The sequence below is a fragment of the Citrobacter freundii complex sp. CFNIH9 genome, assembly GCF_002903305.1.
In the GTDB taxonomy this organism is placed as follows: domain Bacteria; phylum Pseudomonadota; class Gammaproteobacteria; order Enterobacterales; family Enterobacteriaceae; genus Citrobacter; species Citrobacter portucalensis.
Genome location: NZ_CP026238.1, coordinates 286,094 through 301,757, shown reverse-complemented (window position 1 = coordinate 301,757; position 15,664 = coordinate 286,094). Strand labels below are relative to the sequence as shown.

General features: G+C 52.2%; 11 protein-coding genes, 1 tRNA gene and 1 other RNA gene. 2 read left to right on the top strand and 11 right to left on the bottom strand.

Annotated elements, in window-relative coordinates; all coding sequences use genetic code 11:
• Nucleotides 1-120: 120 nt before the first annotated feature.
• On the bottom strand, nucleotides 121-2,127 hold the full coding sequence (gene hmsP / locus C2U43_RS01495; protein WP_020996063.1) for a biofilm formation regulator HmsP: 2,007 nt from the start codon (nucleotides 2,125-2,127) through the stop codon (nucleotides 121-123).
• A 226-nt stretch (nucleotides 2,128-2,353) separates the two neighbouring features.
• Nucleotides 2,354-2,461, bottom strand: coding sequence for a type I toxin-antitoxin system toxin Ldr family protein (locus C2U43_RS29295; RefSeq protein ID WP_003827426.1), 108 nt, complete (start codon nucleotides 2,459-2,461; stop codon nucleotides 2,354-2,356).
• Between the two features lie 425 nt (nucleotides 2,462-2,886).
• Between C2U43_RS29295 and megL the strand changes: the two genes are divergently transcribed.
• Nucleotides 2,887-4,083, top strand: coding sequence for a methionine gamma-lyase (gene megL, locus C2U43_RS01485; RefSeq protein WP_048236980.1), 1,197 nt, complete (start codon nucleotides 2,887-2,889; stop codon nucleotides 4,081-4,083).
• Nucleotides 4,084-4,200: 117 nt separating this feature from the next.
• Nucleotides 4,201-5,499, top strand: coding sequence for an amino acid permease (locus tag C2U43_RS01480; protein ID WP_008786415.1), 1,299 nt, complete (start codon nucleotides 4,201-4,203; stop codon nucleotides 5,497-5,499).
• Nucleotides 5,500-5,534: 35 nt separating this feature from the next.
• On the opposite strand, the gene C2U43_RS01475 is transcribed toward C2U43_RS01480, so the two are convergent.
• The 9 genes from C2U43_RS01475 to eptB form a co-directional block, all read right to left on the bottom strand.
• Nucleotides 5,535-6,737, bottom strand: coding sequence for a sigma-54 interaction domain-containing protein (locus tag C2U43_RS01475; protein ID WP_057067482.1), 1,203 nt, complete (start codon nucleotides 6,735-6,737; stop codon nucleotides 5,535-5,537).
• Nucleotides 6,738-6,913: 176 nt separating this feature from the next.
• Nucleotides 6,914-7,918, bottom strand: a complete 1,005-nt coding sequence (dppF, locus tag C2U43_RS01470; RefSeq protein WP_003827418.1) for a dipeptide ABC transporter ATP-binding subunit DppF — start codon at nucleotides 7,916-7,918, stop codon at nucleotides 6,914-6,916.
• The gene (dppD, locus tag C2U43_RS01465; protein WP_003024317.1) at nucleotides 7,915-8,898 is read right to left on the bottom strand and encodes a dipeptide ABC transporter ATP-binding protein; all 984 of its coding nucleotides are present in this window, start codon (nucleotides 8,896-8,898) and stop codon (nucleotides 7,915-7,917) included. Before dppD ends, dppF begins: the two co-directional genes overlap by 4 nt.
• Nucleotides 8,899-8,908: 10 nt before the next feature.
• Nucleotides 8,909-9,811 (bottom strand): dipeptide ABC transporter permease DppC, encoded by a 903-nt coding sequence (dppC, locus tag C2U43_RS01460; protein WP_003024315.1) that lies wholly within the window; start codon nucleotides 9,809-9,811, stop codon nucleotides 8,909-8,911.
• 9 nt (nucleotides 9,812-9,820) lie between these two features.
• Entirely contained in the window at nucleotides 9,821-10,840 is a 1,020-nt protein-coding gene (dppB, locus tag C2U43_RS01455; protein ID WP_032945322.1) for a dipeptide ABC transporter permease DppB, read from the bottom strand.
• Nucleotides 10,841-11,006: 166 nt separating this feature from the next.
• A complete protein-coding gene (gene dppA / locus C2U43_RS01445) occupies nucleotides 11,007-12,614 on the bottom strand; it encodes a dipeptide ABC transporter periplasmic-binding protein DppA (protein WP_003827414.1) in 1,608 nt (535 codons plus the stop codon).
• A gap of 829 nt (nucleotides 12,615-13,443) precedes the next feature.
• Nucleotides 13,444-13,576: non-coding RNA, RtT sRNA (locus tag C2U43_RS01430), on the bottom strand.
• Between the two features lie 34 nt (nucleotides 13,577-13,610).
• Nucleotides 13,611-13,687, bottom strand: a tRNA-Pro gene (locus C2U43_RS01425).
• A 91-nt stretch (nucleotides 13,688-13,778) separates the two neighbouring features.
• Entirely contained in the window at nucleotides 13,779-15,473 is a 1,695-nt protein-coding gene (gene eptB / locus C2U43_RS01420) for a kdo(2)-lipid A phosphoethanolamine 7''-transferase (RefSeq protein WP_103284598.1), read from the bottom strand.
• Nucleotides 15,474-15,664 lie beyond the last annotated feature (191 nt).

Genomic DNA, 15,664 nt, shown 5'->3' with positions numbered 1-15,664 from the left:
GTTTTGTTTAACCTGCGGCCTTAAAGTAACACCCACACAACTTGACAGAAATGTACCTGGATCATAATTGATACAAAAATGTTAAAAATTTTGAGCTGGCTCGCACAAGCGAGACCTTTTTTAACTTTTGTAATCAGCGCTTTCCGGCGCCAGATAACGTTCTTCGAAGATATTTGCCGGAACCGGTCTGGCAAACAGGAACCCTTGTGCCACTTCCACCCCGGCTTGTGATAGCCATTCACGCTGCGCTTCGGTTTCGACACCTTCGGCGATCATCTGCAAATTAAGGCTGTGGGCCAACTGAATGATGGCGGAGATCATGCTGCAATCCTCAGGTACCCCATCGACAAACATCTTATCGATTTTGAGGACATCCACCGGTAGCGACTTCATGTGCTGCAGCTGACGCAGGCCCGCATACCCCATGCCAAAGTCATCCAGTGCGATACGTACTCCCGCATTACGCAATGGGCGCAAAATGGCCACCGCGGCGTGGGGATCATCGATATGTCGGCTTTCAGTCACTTCCAGGATCAACGTACCAGGCTTGATGCGATAGCGGTTTAACAACTCCAGCAGGTCCGAGACCATACTCGGGTGCATCAGCTGTAATGCGGACAAATTCACCGACAGCGGCAGCATCAGACCCCGTTCCTGCCACGCTGACAGCTGGCGACACGTCTCTTCCAACACCCAGTAACCAACCGTCACCATCAGGCCGCAGGACTCAATCCTGTCGATTAACCCTTCGGGCAGCTCCCAGCTTCCGTCCGGCTGCTGCATCCGCAATAATGCTTCTGCGCTCAATACCTTACCGCTGGACATTTCCACCTGCGGCTGCATCCAAAGCGCGAACTGCTGGTTATCCAGCGCGCTGAGAATATCGTTCTCTTCCGTCAAACGCTGCTGCGCCTCTTCCATCTGTAACGGATCAAAGAACTGAATTTGATTTTTACCCTTATGGCGCGAGGTTAACACGGCCGACAGGGCGCGGCGGTAAAGCTGTTCTGCGGTCAAATCACCATAGAACATTGCTACCCCAATGTTGCAGGTAGGACGCAGTTGAATACCCTGAATAGGTAATCGCTCGTTAACGATAGTGAGTACTTGCTGACCTAAAGTAATAGCGTGCCAGGGTTCTTTTACACCATGGGCGATGATGGCGAAGTCATAGCCACTCACCTGGGAAAGCACCATCCTGGGGGCTAATACCGACTTGAGTTTTTCTACCAGCGTAAGCAGCAGGATTTCCCGCTGAGTTTCAGTTAACACACCCGCGGTATCACGTAAGGTTTCGCAGGTGACAATCATCAGCGCCGTCGTCTGCTGGCGGGTAACAACCTGCTCCAGCAGCCCCATTAAAAACGACTTATTGGGCAGTTCGGAAACCGGGAAACGCATTGCAAAGTCGCTTTGCTCTTCGCTATGTCGCTGAATCAACTGCTGATTAAGATTGTAGCTACGCACCAGCATACCAATCTCATCATCCTGATGTAGACGCGGCAATGCCAATTGATAGCCAATCAGATCCTGCTGTTGGATGTCGTTCAGCTCACGGGCAATTTTACGTAAGGGGTGCACAATCAAGCGGTTAATGCACCAGGAGATGGCGACGGTCAGTATTAACGACAAAAGTAAGTAAATGGTCACTAACGTCGAGAGCGTACTCATCACGAATTTGTACATGCGGTACGAATCCGCCTGCAGTACCAGATACGCCAGCGGTTGCGGGTTAGCTGAACGCTCAAGAGAATAGATCGGCAGCGAAATTTGTACCGGAAGCTCAAACAGGCGAGTCACCGTAACAGGAACGGGGCGTTCAGGGATAAAACTCATCCGCAACGCCTGAAACTGATTGGGCAGCACCACATCGGCGCGACTGACTACACCCGCTGGCCGAATACTTTTTAAAATGGCTTCCGCTTCGGGAATATCCCCTTTCAGGATAGTGTCCGACAGAGGCTCACGGACGGAGCGAGCGATACTTTCCAGTTGCGTAGCCGTGTTATAGCGGTTTTGCTGGACCAGATGGAACAACAAAACGGTGCAAAAAATAAAAACGAACACCATAACAACGGCCGCAACCATTGCCATCTGCTTAATTGTTAACGAGCGACTGACACGCAAACTGACTCTCCACGGATAGACGAAACTGCCGTCAGAGTATACCCGATCGTAGCGGTATTAAGAGAGGCGGTATCTGAAAACTTCCCAGCGTGCATTATCGCGACAGGATAGGTACCTGGCGACGAGATTTATCTGCATTTAAGCCGAAAAAGGCCGCAAGGTCGCCCCCTGCGGCCTGGTTCGGGCGCATGTTGCCATCACGGCAGGCAGACGCCCACAAAGCGCATTACTTCCTGTTACGCAGCCAGCTCACAATAAGGCTGGCAATGGTGCCAGCGATGATTGGAGCCGCTAAATCGTGCCAGAAGGCCACGCCTAACTGTGCGAGCGTCATATAGCCGCCTGTGTTGCAATGGCAACTGTTCGCGGCTATCCTTAACTTGTCTGGAGTCAAGTTAGCCCCCGTCTTGTTGCCTGGTTTATACCGAACAACGTGCGGGGGTTTTCTCTTTCCAGCAACCGATGCCGCCGGGGATCAAGCCCCCGCAACATTGCGCCTCACCGGGAATTCCCGGCTTGCCGCTGATTCTACGGCAGCCCACTTGCCATATCACTGCGCAATATTGCGCTCTGCGTAGCGCCTCGCAATTCACCCATTTTCTTACCAGCACGCTGGAAAGATTCTTTCCAGTTGGCAACATTCCTGCCGACCATTAGTTCAGACAAAAACATAACACATTGATATCTATCAGTTCATTTTCTGGCACAGCGATTGCTATTTGACTGTGAGCTGTTCTGTTCCGAATTAAAGGAGATATCATGTCTGACTGTCGTACTTACGGATTCAACACCCAGATCGTTCACGCGGGGCAACAACCCGACCCTTCAACTGGCGCGCTTAGTACGCCTATTTTCCAGACCTCAACGTTTGTTTTTGACAGCGCCGAACAAGGTGCCGCCCGCTTTGCGCTCGAAGAGTCCGGGTACATTTACACCCGCTTGGGTAACCCCACCACCGATGCGCTGGAGAAAAAGCTGGCGGTACTGGAAAGAGGTGAAGCCGGGTTGGCAACCGCGTCCGGTATTTCAGCTATCACCACAACGCTGTTGACGCTTTGCCAGCAGAGTGACCATATCGTTTCCGCCAGCGCGATTTACGGCTGCACCCATGCGTTTTTGTCGCACAGCATGCCGAAGTTTGGGATTAACGTCAGCTTTGTCGACGCGGCAAAGCCTGAAGAAATCCGCGCCGCCATGCGACCAGAAACCAAAGTTGTGTATATCGAAACGCCCGCCAACCCAACGCTGTCGCTGGTCGACATTGAAACGGTGGCCGGTATCGCCCATCAACAGGGCGCATTGCTGGTGGTGGATAACACCTTTATGTCGCCGTACTGTCAACAGCCTTTGCAACTGGGCGCGGATATTGTGGTTCACAGCGTCACCAAATATATCAATGGTCACGGGGATGTGATTGGCGGCATCATTGTTGGTAAGCAGGAGTTTATCGACCAGGCGCGGTTTGTAGGCCTGAAAGATATCACCGGCGGCTGCATGAGTCCTTTCAATGCGTGGTTAACACTGCGCGGCGTTAAAACGCTGGGCATTCGTATGGAACGCCACTGTGAAAATGCGCTGAAAATCGCCCGCTTCCTCGAAGGGCATCCATCTATTACTCGGGTGTATTATCCTGGCCTGACTTCGCATCCACAGTATGAGTTGGGCCAGCGGCAAATGAGCCTGCCAGGTGGAATTATCAGCTTCGAAATCGCCGGCGGCCTCGAGGCTGGTAGGCGGATGATCAATTCTGTAGAATTGTGCCTCCTCGCGGTCAGTCTCGGTGATACCGAAACCCTAATTCAGCACCCAGCGTCTATGACACATTCGCCCGTTGCACCTGAGGAACGGCTCAAAGCAGGTATTACCGACGGGCTTATCCGTCTTTCTGTGGGTCTTGAAGATCCAGAAGATATTATTAACGACCTTGAACACGCCATCAGAAAGGCAACATTCTGACCAATATGGCCTGAACCGACGTCGTTCGGTTCAGGTTGTTGAGAATCAAGGCACAACAGTCTGGCAATACACGCGATCCTCTTTCGGGGAGAACGTGTATTTTGGGCAGGGGGTTCTATGCAGGACAACACATTACAATTAAGCAACAATACAGCAACCGCCGTACCATTCTCAAAAAAAATACCGTTTACGAAATACGATTTTGGCTGGGTATTACTGTGCATCGGCATGGCCATTGGTGCCGGAACGGTACTGATGCCGGTACAAATTGGCTTAACAGGCATTTGGGTATTTATCGTTGCCTTTATTATTGCTTATCCGGCAACTTATATTGTGCAGGATATTTATTTAAAAACATTATCAGAAAGCGAAACCTGTAATGACTACACGGATATTATAAGTCATTATCTGGGAAAAAACTGGGGCGTATTTCTTGGCGTCATCTATTTTCTGATGATTATTCACGGCATATTTATTTATTCCTTATCCGTGGTTTTTGACAGCGCCTCATATATCAAAACCTTCGGCTTGACCGAGGCCGATCTTTCGCAGTCGATAATCTATAAAGTGGCCATTTTTGCCGTGCTGGTCGCCATTGCTTCCGGGGGAGAAAAGCTGCTGTTCAAAATCTCCGGCCCGATGGTGGTGGTCAAAGTGGGTATCATCATCGTATTTGGTTTTGCGATGGTTCCGCACTGGAACTTCGCTAATATCAGCGCCTTCCCTGAAGCATCGGTCTTCTTTCGTGATGTACTGCTAACCATCCCGTTCTGCTTCTTCTCGGCGGTGTTTATTCAGGTGTTGAACCCAATGAACATCGCCTACCGCAAACGGGTGGCGGACCGGGTGCTGGCTACGCGTATGGCAATCCGTACGCATCGCATCAGTTACATTACTCTGATTGCTGTCATTCTGTTTTTCTCCTTCTCTTTTACCTTTTCCATTAGCCATGAAGAGGCCGTTTCGGCTTTCGAACAAAATATTTCAGCACTGGCGCTGGCGGCTCAGGTCATTCCTGGGCAGATTATTCATATCACCTCAACGGTATTAAATATCTTCGCCGTATTAACCGCGTTCTTTGGTATTTATCTGGGATTCCACGAAGCGATCAAAGGTATTATTCTCAACGTTCTGAGCCGCGTCATTGACATTGAGAAAATTAATCCGTTGGTGCTTACGCTGGGTATTTGCACCTTTATTGTTATCACCCTGGTCATTTGGGTGTCATTTCGCGTATCGGTACTGGTGTTCTTCCAGTTAGGTAGCCCGCTTTACGGGATTGTGTCGTGTATTATTCCGTTCTTCCTGATCTATAAAGTAACGCAACTGGAAAAACTGCGCGGACTGAAAACCTGGTTGATCCTGCTGTACGGAATTCTGCTGTGCCTGTCGCCCTTATTGAAGCTGATTGAATAACCCACGTATATCGCGCCGTCAGACGCTGGCGGCGCTTAACTCACACTCTCCAGCTGATAGCCGCGAATTTTATTCAGCACCGTGGTGTGCGACACGCCCAGCGCTTTGGCGATATGCCGTGACGACACATTATCTTCCACCATCTGTTCAATGAGCTGGCGTTCAGCACACAGAACCTGCTCTTTAAAAGGACGTTCTGTCGGGCCCCGCTCAACGGCAGGCAAATTCACCATCCCTAATTCTTCCCGCGTAATAACATCGGATTCAGCCATCAGCATCAGGCGAATAATGGTATTTTCCAGTTCGCGCACGTTTCCCGGCCAGGTGTGATGGTGCAGGGCATCAAAACAGGCTTTATCCAGAATGATCCGCCGCTGGAATTCCTTTGCGTATTTCTGCACAAAGTGGCGAATCAGCAGGCTGATATCCTGTGGACGCTCGCGCAAAGGTGGAATGGTCAGTGAAAGCACGTTGATGCGGTAATAGAGATCGGCGCGCAGCAGACGTTGTTCTACCATCTCTTCCAGATTGGCATTGGTTGCCACAATAATGCGCACATTGACCGGAATAATATGCGCTCCGCCAACGCGCCGAATCCCGCCATCCTGAAGCACGCGCAGGAGTTTAGCCTGTAAGCTCAGCGACATTTCGCCAAACTCATCGAGAAAAAGGGTGCCTTTATCGGCCATTTCAAACAGCCCTTTTTTGCCTTTACAATCCGCGCCGCTGAAAGCCCCTTTCTCATAGCCAAAGAATTCACTCTCCATTAGCGACTCAGGTAGCGCAGAGCAGTTGACCGGAATAAACGGATAAAAACGTCGCTGCCCGGAATTATGGATAGCCCGGGCCAGCAGCTCTTTACCGGTCCCCGTATCGCCACGGATCAGAACGGTATATTTGCTGTCGGCAATTTTTATCGCCTTTTCGATAAGCGCGTGCATGCTCTGGCTGCTGCAAATAATGTCAGAGAAATAGCGCGGCCGTTCCGGCTCCGGCGTTGACAGCTCACTTATCTCCTCACAGAGGTAAGCGACATGAATAATATCGGCGCGCTGGCTTAAACAGGATTGCACACAGGAAATATCCTGTAGCTGGCGGCACCAGGATTTAATCAGGATCCGCCCAGGCGTGACTTTCATGGAGATGATATTGATATCACAGCAGGAAAACTCCTTCAGGACATCCTCAACCATCGACAGACGATCAATTGTTTTAATATCCCAGCGTATCGTGACCACATTTGCTCCTGGTAGTTAGCAACTGCGAAATAGATATTTCTGTGACTAGAGGAAATCTGACTACATTCTAGACGCTGTGGAATAATGTTCTGCCAAAGGACTCACATTGTGGACGTAAAGAGAAAATATAAAAAAACCGGAGCACAAGGCTCCGGTTATCGGGTCATAACCCAGGTTTATTGCTGTGGATTCTCATCCTGATCAACGGCAAAACACGCCACCAGTTGACCGCCGTAATCTTTCAACTGCGGCTGAAGCTGGGTACACGGACCAAAGCGACGACGGCAGCGGGCGTTAAACGCGCAGCCCGGCGGCGGATTCAGCGGGCTTGGCAGTTCACCGGTCAGCTTGATACGCTCACGGCGATCGTCCGGGTTCAGACGCGGCGTTGCGGAGAGCAGCGCTTGCGTGTACGGATGACGCGGATTATTGAAGATTTGGTCCTTCGTCCCTTTCTCCACGCAGCGGCCTAAATACATCACCATCACTTCATCGGCAATGTGCTCGACCACCGACAGGTCGTGCGAGATAAAGACGTATGACAGCCCCAGTTCCTGCTGCAAATCCATCATCAGATTCAGCACCTGCGCACGCACCGAGACGTCCAGCGCTGAGACCGGTTCATCGGCAATCACCACGTCCGGGTCAAGCATCAGACCGCGAGCGATGGCAATACGCTGACGCTGACCGCCGGAGAACATATGCGGATAGCGGTCGTAGTGTTCGGTTTTCAGCCCCACTTTCGCCATCATCGCCAGCGCTTTTTCACGACGTTCCTCTTTGCTGAGCGTGGAGTTGATCAGCAGCGGCTCTTCCAGAATCTGTCCCACTTTTTTACGCGGGTTCAGGGAACCGTACGGGTTCTGGAATACAATCTGGATTTTCTGCCGACGCAGCTTTTGCGCCTGCGGGTCGTGCTTAAGCAGATCCTGTCCCTGGTAATACAGCTCACCGCCGGTCGGGACTTCAATCATCGTCAGCAGGCGGCCAAGGGTGGATTTCCCACAGCCCGACTCGCCTACCACCGCCAGTGTTTTACCGCGTTCTAAGGTAAAGGAGACGCCATCCAGCGCTTTCACCAGGCGCTCCGGGGCGAACATGCCCTTTTTCACCGGGTAGTGTTTTTTCAGATCAATAGCCTGCAACAGCGGCTGTGGCAAAGCGGCCTTTTGCGTACTCATAGCCCAGGCCTCCCGGCATCGTCAAGTGGGTAGTGGCATTTCGACTGACGACCGCCTTCCAGCAGGTTCAGTTCAGGTTCTTCAGCGCGGCATTTGTCGGTCGCATAGGGGCAGCGTGGGTTCAGCAAACAGCCGCTCGGGCGGTCATATTTCCCGGGAACCACGCCCGGCAGCGAGGCCAGACGTGCTTTATCCTGAGCAAACTCAGGCAGCGCGCGCAGCAGCGCCTGGGTGTAAGGATGACGCGGCGCGCGGAAAATATCCTGCGCGGCTCCGGTTTCTACCACCTGGCCGGCGTACATCACGATGATTTTGTGTGCCGCTTCAGCCACTAGCGCCAGATCGTGCGTGATTAAGACCAGCGCCATGTTCTCTTTTTGCTGCAATTCCAGCAGTAGCTCGATGATCTGCGCCTGAATAGTCACATCCAGCGCCGTTGTCGGTTCGTCGGCAATCAGCAGTTTCGGACGACAGGCTATCGCCATCGCGATCATCACGCGCTGGCTCATCCCACCGGACAACTGGTGAGGATATACATCCAGACGTGAGGCCGGATCGGGGATACCCACCAGCGTCAGCAGGTCTATTGCCCGCTGAATACGCGTTTTTTTGTTGCCGCCCTGGTGCACTTTAATGGCTTCCATAATCTGGTAGCCGACGGTGTAGCAGGGGTTAAGGCTGGTCATCGGGTCCTGGAAGATCATCGCCACTTCCGCACCCACTAACTGGCGACGCTCTTTCTCAGAGATGCGCTTCAGGTCGCGACCATTAAACTCCAGATTTTCGGCCATAACGCGGCCTGGGTAGTCAATCAGTCCCATAATCGCCAGCGAACTGACGGACTTACCAGAGCCGGACTCTCCTACAATGCCAACCACTTCACCCTGATTCACACTGTAGCTAATGCGGTCTACGGCGCGGAATTCGGAACCTACGTCGCCGAAATGCACCGATAATTTATCTACATTTAATAACGCCATCTCGAACCTCTTACTGCTTCAGTTTGGGATCGAGCGCGTCACGCAGACCGTCACCCATCAGGTTAAATGCCAGCACCGTCAACAGGATCGCCAGCCCCGGGAAGGTCACAACCCACCAGGCGCTTTGGGCAAACTGCAGAACGTCAGAGAGCATGGTGCCCCATTCCGGCGTAGGCGGCTGTGCGCCCATCCCCAGGAAGCCGAGGGCAGCCATATCGAGAATGGCGTTAGAGAAGCCAAGCGACGCCTGAACAATCAGCGGCGCAAGACAGTTAGGAAGAATGTTGACGAACATCTGGCGCATCGCGCCGGCTCCCGCCACGCGAGATGCGGTGACGTAGTCGCGGTTAACCTCCACCAGCACGGCGGCGCGCGTCAAACGGACATAGTGCGGCAATGCCACGAACGTCAGCGCCAACGCGGCGTTGCCAATCGAGGGGCCAAATACCGCCACCAGCACCAGCGCCAGCAACAGGCTCGGCAATGCCAGCATGATATCGACCACACGCATGATGACGTTATCGACAATCCCGCCAAAGTAACCGGCGATCAGCCCAAGAACCACGCCCATCAGCAGGGAGAGTACTACCACCAGACAGCCGACCAACAGCGACAGACGCGCACCGTACATCAGGCGGGACAGCACGTCGCGGCCTACATCATCAGTACCAAACAGATGCGCCATGGTACCGCCTTCCTGCCACGCGGGAGGAGCCAGCAGCGTATCGCGGAACTGGTCTGCCGGGTTGTAGGGTGCGAGGACGTTGGCAAAGACCGCAATCAGGATCATCACCACAACGTACACCAGCCCAACAACCGCACCTTTGTTGCGTTTAAAATAGTGCCAGAACTCCTGCAGCGGAGTCATCGGCACCGGTGCAGCAATAACTTTATTTTCAGTAACCTGTGACATGATGGCCCCTTACTTCTTATGCCGAATACGCGGGTTCACCACGCCGTACAGCAGGTCTACCAGCAGGTTGACGAGGATAATCATCGTCGCGACCAGCAGCACCCCGCCCTGCACCACCGGATAATCGCGGCGTTGCAGCGCATCGATCAGCCAGCGCCCCAGTCCCGGCCACGAGAAGATGGTCTCGGTCAGGATCGCCCCGGCCAGCAACGTACCAACCTGCAGGCCGATAACGGTCACCACAGGCAGCATCGCGTTACGCAGAGCGTGAATAATGATGACGCGCATACGAGTCAGGCCTTTGGCGCGCGCGGTACGGATGTAATCTTCACCCAGCACTTCCAGCATCGATGAACGGGTCATACGCACAATGACCGCCAGAGGAATGGTACCCAGCACCATCGCAGGCAGGATCATATGCGCCAACGCATCAATAAAGTTGCCCTCTTCACCCCAGATGGCGGTGTCGATCAGCATAAAGCCGGTTAGCGGATTGGAATCATCAAGGAACACCATGTCGCTCACCCGCCCAGAAACTGGCGTCAGGTTCAACTGCACGGAAACCAGCATGATCAGCATCATGCCCCACCAGAAAATCGGCATAGAGTAACCGGTCAGCGCCAGGCCAACTGCCGTGTGATCGAAAATGGAGCCGCGCTTAACGGCAGCAAGTACACCCACTGGGATACCCACTGCGACGGCGAAAATCATCGCGCAGACGCCGAGTTCCAGCGTTGCTTTGAAGCGAGGTACGAACTCTTCCCACACCGGTAAGCGGCTTTTCAGTGAGATACCTAAATCACCATGCATAACCCCCCAGATATAGTGGAGGTACTGCTGCCACATCGGCTTATCCAGACCGAGTTCAGCCAACAGTTGAGCATGACGCTCAGGGGAGATCCCACGTTCACCCGCCATGATCATAACCGGATCGCCGGGGATCATATGGACGAAGGCAAAGGTGAGAAGAGTGATACCGATAAACGTGGGGATGACGAGTCCCAAACGTCGGAGAATGAACTGCAACATAACCCGGATTCTCTCTAATGACGCACGGCCTGGAACCGTGAGTCTGTATTGCTCACAAATCTTATCCCACGCAAACTGCATCGCGGGTAAAGCATTACGCCGGAGGGCGCTGCGCTTATCCGGCCTACACAATACCGGGGCGCAGCGCTTCCTTAATTGCTTTTAATTATTCGACAGAGACGTTTTCGAAGTGGTGTTTGCCTAATGGATCAACCACATAGCCTTTCACTTCTTTACGCACTGGTTCGTACACGGTGGAGTGAGCAACAATCAGAGCCGGAGCCTGGTCGTGCATAACAACCTGAGCTTGCTTGTACAGTTCAATACGTTTGTTGTGATCGTCGGTCGCACGCGCCGGCTGGATCAGGTCTTCAAACGGCTTGTAGCACCAGCGAGAGTAGTTAGAACCGTCTTTCGCTGCCGCACAGCTGAACAAGGTCGCGAAGAAGTTGTCCGGATCCCCGTTGTCACCGGTCCAACCCATCATCACCGCCTGATGCTCACCCGCTTTGGCGCGTTTCAGATACTCGCCCCACTCGTAGGTCACAATCTTGGCCTGAACGCCAATTTTCGCCCAGTCAGCCTGAACCATTTCTGCCATACGACGTGCGTTCGGGTTATATGGACGCTGTACCGGCATAGCCCACAGCTCAACGGTAAAGCCTTTGTCCTGACCAGCTTCCTTCAGCAGCGCTTTGGCCTTCTCAGGATCGTAGGTGTAGTCTTTAACGTCGTCGTTATAGCCCCACATGGTCGGCGGGATCAGGTTTTTCGCGGCAACGCCAGCGCCCTGATAAACCGCTTTGATGATCGCTTCTTTGTTTACCGCGTAGGTCAGCGCCTGACGGACTTTCACGTCATCAAACGGTTTCTTCTCGGTATTGAAAGAGAGGTAGCCCACGTTCAGACCCGCCTGCTCCATCAGGTTGATGTTTTTATCCTGCTTCATGCGCGCGATGTCTGCCGGGTTCGGGTACGGCATCACCTGGCACTCGTTCTTCTGCAGTTTGGCGTAACGCACGGAAGCATCAGGCGTAATGGAGAAGACCAGACGGTCGATCTGCGGCTTGGTGCCCCAGTAACCTTCGAATGCTTTATACAGAATACGGGAGTCTTTCTGGTACTGCTGCAGCTGGAACGGACCGGTACCAATTGGGTTCAGATCCACTTTCTCCGGAGAACCGGCTTTCAGCATGTTGTCAGCATATTCTTTGGAAAGAATAGAAGCGAAGTCCATCGCCAGGTCAGCCAGGAACGGCGCTTCCGGGCGAGTCAGCACGAACTGAACGGTTTTATCGTCCACTTTTTTCACTTCGGAGATCAGATCCGGCAGACCCATCCCTTCGAAGTATTCATAGCTGCCGCCAGAGACTTTGTGGTACGGGTTCTGGGCATTTTTCTGACGATCGAAAGAGAACACCACGTCATCGGCGTTAAAATCGCGCGTCGGTTTAAATTCTTTGTTGTCCTGCCACTTCACGCCCTGACGCAGGTGGAAGGTGTAGGTTTTGCCGTCTTCGCTGATTTCCCACTTCTCAGCAAGGCCCGGGATCACTTCAGTCGTACCGGTTTTGAACTCGACCAGGCGGTTATAGATCGGTACAGAGCTGGCATCATAGGTGGTGCCAGAGGTGAAAAGCTGCGGGTTAAAGCCTTCAGGAGATCCTTCTGAACAATAAACCAGAGTTTTAGCCTGTACGCTTGCTGCGACGGTCATAGCCACCAGGCTCAGACCAAGCTTCAGCATCCCTGACTTCTTCAAGGAAATACTCATTCTTCTGCTCCAATGTGATGTTTGTTGTTTTACCCTTTGCAGTGGGTTTGCACCGCCTGGCCTTTTTTGTTTTTTACCCGGCCGGGTCGGCGTTAAGAGGATGGGGATTCCGTTCACATAAGCGACTGAGTTGCAGTGCGGATTCTCCATGAAATGCCCCTCATACCCTACAATCTGTCAACAGAATGTGAAAACGTCAATACAGGTCACCGTGATTTACGCCAACGGTGAGAATTCACAAACAAAGATTAAAAAAAGTGCGGAAGGACATTTTCAGCAGGGAAATTTGTGCTACGCGCACTATGCCAGAATAAACATCTTCATATTTCGCAACATTTGGTGATTAACATTTATGCAATTTATTCAAACTTTCTAAATTAATGCTGCATATCTGAGCGATTAATACCATGAACGTTAAAGCGCACAGCGGAAAATGCCAGCTTCAGCCATAAGTAGCGCAAAAAAAGTTTCAAGCAAATATAAAAAAAGGCAATGGAATATGTCACAGAATCGTTAACAGTCAGTGGGAAGTGGTGCACAATTTTTGCAGATAAAATGAAGGTCAAACGTGGGGTCGGAAAAACACAAAATACGCCCTGCCAGCGCTTCGCCTGTAGGCCGGATAAGGCGCTTGCGCCGCATCCGGCAGTGTCTGTTATAGCGTGATGTTTTGCCTGATGGCGCTTCGCCTGTAGGCCGGATAAGGCGCCTGCGCCGCATCCGGCAGTGTCTGTTATAGCGTGATGTTTTGCCTGATGGCGCTTCGCTTATCAGGCCTACAAAAGCCACAAATGCAAAAAGCCCGCTCAGAGAGCGGGCTTTTCTAATTTGGTCGGTGATAGAGGATTACTCGCCACTGCGTGGCTCGCCCTGCGGGCCGTTGCTGACGCAACGTTCTCTCGCTACGCTCGAGTCGAACCTCTTGCCCCCGGAGGTTCTCATCCTCGTGGATTCCGGAATGCAAAAAGCCCGCTCAGAGAGCGGGCTATTCTAATTTGGTCGGTGATAGAGGATTCGAACCTCCGACCCCTTCGTCCCGAACGAAGTGCGCTACCAGGCTGCGCCAATCACCGAATGCGGGGCGCATCTTACTGCTCAGCTGCGCGCCCGTCAATCCCTTAGTATCAAAATGCCATTTAATCGGCGAGAAAGTCAGCAGCTCAGTTACTGGGCTGTAGCCTTATTCGCGTCCGGGATACGACACCAGTTGTTATTCTCGTTAATACCACCATTTGGCGAGGTATAACCGAGGCAACCCAAAATGGTGTCGTACAGTTCCACATGACGACGCGGCACCTTCATATCAGCTTCTTGCTTAAGGTGTGCAAACGCCTTCGCATGGTCGGGGTCTTCCAGATACTTGTCAGACATCCACACCATCATAGGAACGCGGAACTGCTCAGGTGGCGCCATTTTACGCGGCGTACCGTGCAGATGCTCGCGCTCGTTAATCGACTCACCGTGATCGGCGGCGTAGAACACGATCGCTTTCTTATCGCGTAGTTGATCAAATACTTTGGTAATAAAGTGATCAACATAGGTTACCGAGTTATCGAATGAGTTGATCATCTGGGCCTTCGAGCAGCCGCTATCAACATTGACACACTCCGGCTTCCACTGCGCATATTCGCGGGTGTAGCGCTGGGTGTAGTTAAAATGCGAGCCCTTGGTATGCAGAATAATCAGATGTTTGCCACCATCTTCATTATTTTGTAGAGACTGCTGCATCTCGGTAATCAACAGCATATCGTCAACGTTCTTGCCACGGTTACGTGGCTCTGCGCCAATCTGCTCACGATAGGCGATGTTCTCCGCCATGGTGTTACTGTAGAACCACATCTCGCTTTGCATCGCGTAAAGATCGGTCTTGAACCCTAACTGGCCGAGCACGGAGAAGACGTTTTGTTCTTTCAGAGTACGCTGCGGGTTTTCTTCTGCCCCACCCTCACGCACAAACATGCAACGCAGCGAAAGTTTGGTTGCCGTATCACAGGAATATCCACGGAAGGCGGCCAGATTTTTCTCCTGGGCGAGCCTTGGCGTGGTATTACGCTCATAGCCAAAAATCCCCATATGATCCCAGCGGGTCGTTTCGCCGATAATAAAGACCACATAGGTGTCGTCGAGGTTTTTGGGGGCAACATAGGTAAACTTCTTCGCCGGGTTCATCAACGATTTGTTGTCTGAGGATTCATCCACCTGTGCCCAGGCGTACAGACCCAGCGCGGAGAGCCAGTTTGACGGCAGATAGGAATTCGCCACTACCCCGCCATAGCTGGGTAAATCGATTCCCGTTGCTCGCTCAACGCTTCTCTGTTGCATACTCAGCAGGCGAATCGGGACCCATACCATCAGACCAGCCAGTAAAACTACCGCCACGCTGCGCCATCTCATACCAGGCGTACGGATCTGTTTCATCAGGGTATAGCGGCAGCGATTACTCCAAATCAGAACCAACGGTAAAATGCTGACCGAAACCAGCCACACGACAAAATGCCAGCCAACCACTTCTTTCGATAAATCAATATCCGTGGTCATTACGGAGGCAATAATACCGTAACCAATTACCACATTCAGGAAGGTCATGTAATAGCTGGCACCAGCAGAACACAGCACCACTAAGGTTGTCAGGACACGCCAGGCGCGCCGACCAAATAAAGAGAGAAGCCGTAGTAAAAAGAAGGTCACCAGCACAGTGCCGGCTAATTCAACAACCGCAGAGAGTCCTTTCCAGACGGTAAACTCGTGTGCATATCCGCTAAAGCGCCGGAAAAATACAGCACAGTTCATAAACAAACCGATATAGATTGCCAGCAGGAAACTGAGTTTCTGCTGCGTCATCGACTTAATGTATCTCATGCAAACAAACCCTGGGAATCGGGATTAAAACACCCTGAGCAGTAGTCAAACAGACCAGGCAGGGGAAAATGCGACAACAGCAGAAGTGAAATGTCTACGGGCGCGGGTAAGTAGACCACAGGAGGGGGAAAAAGTGCTTATGGAGAATGCAAATGACGCATATATTTTTGTAAATATATGCGCCAGGTATT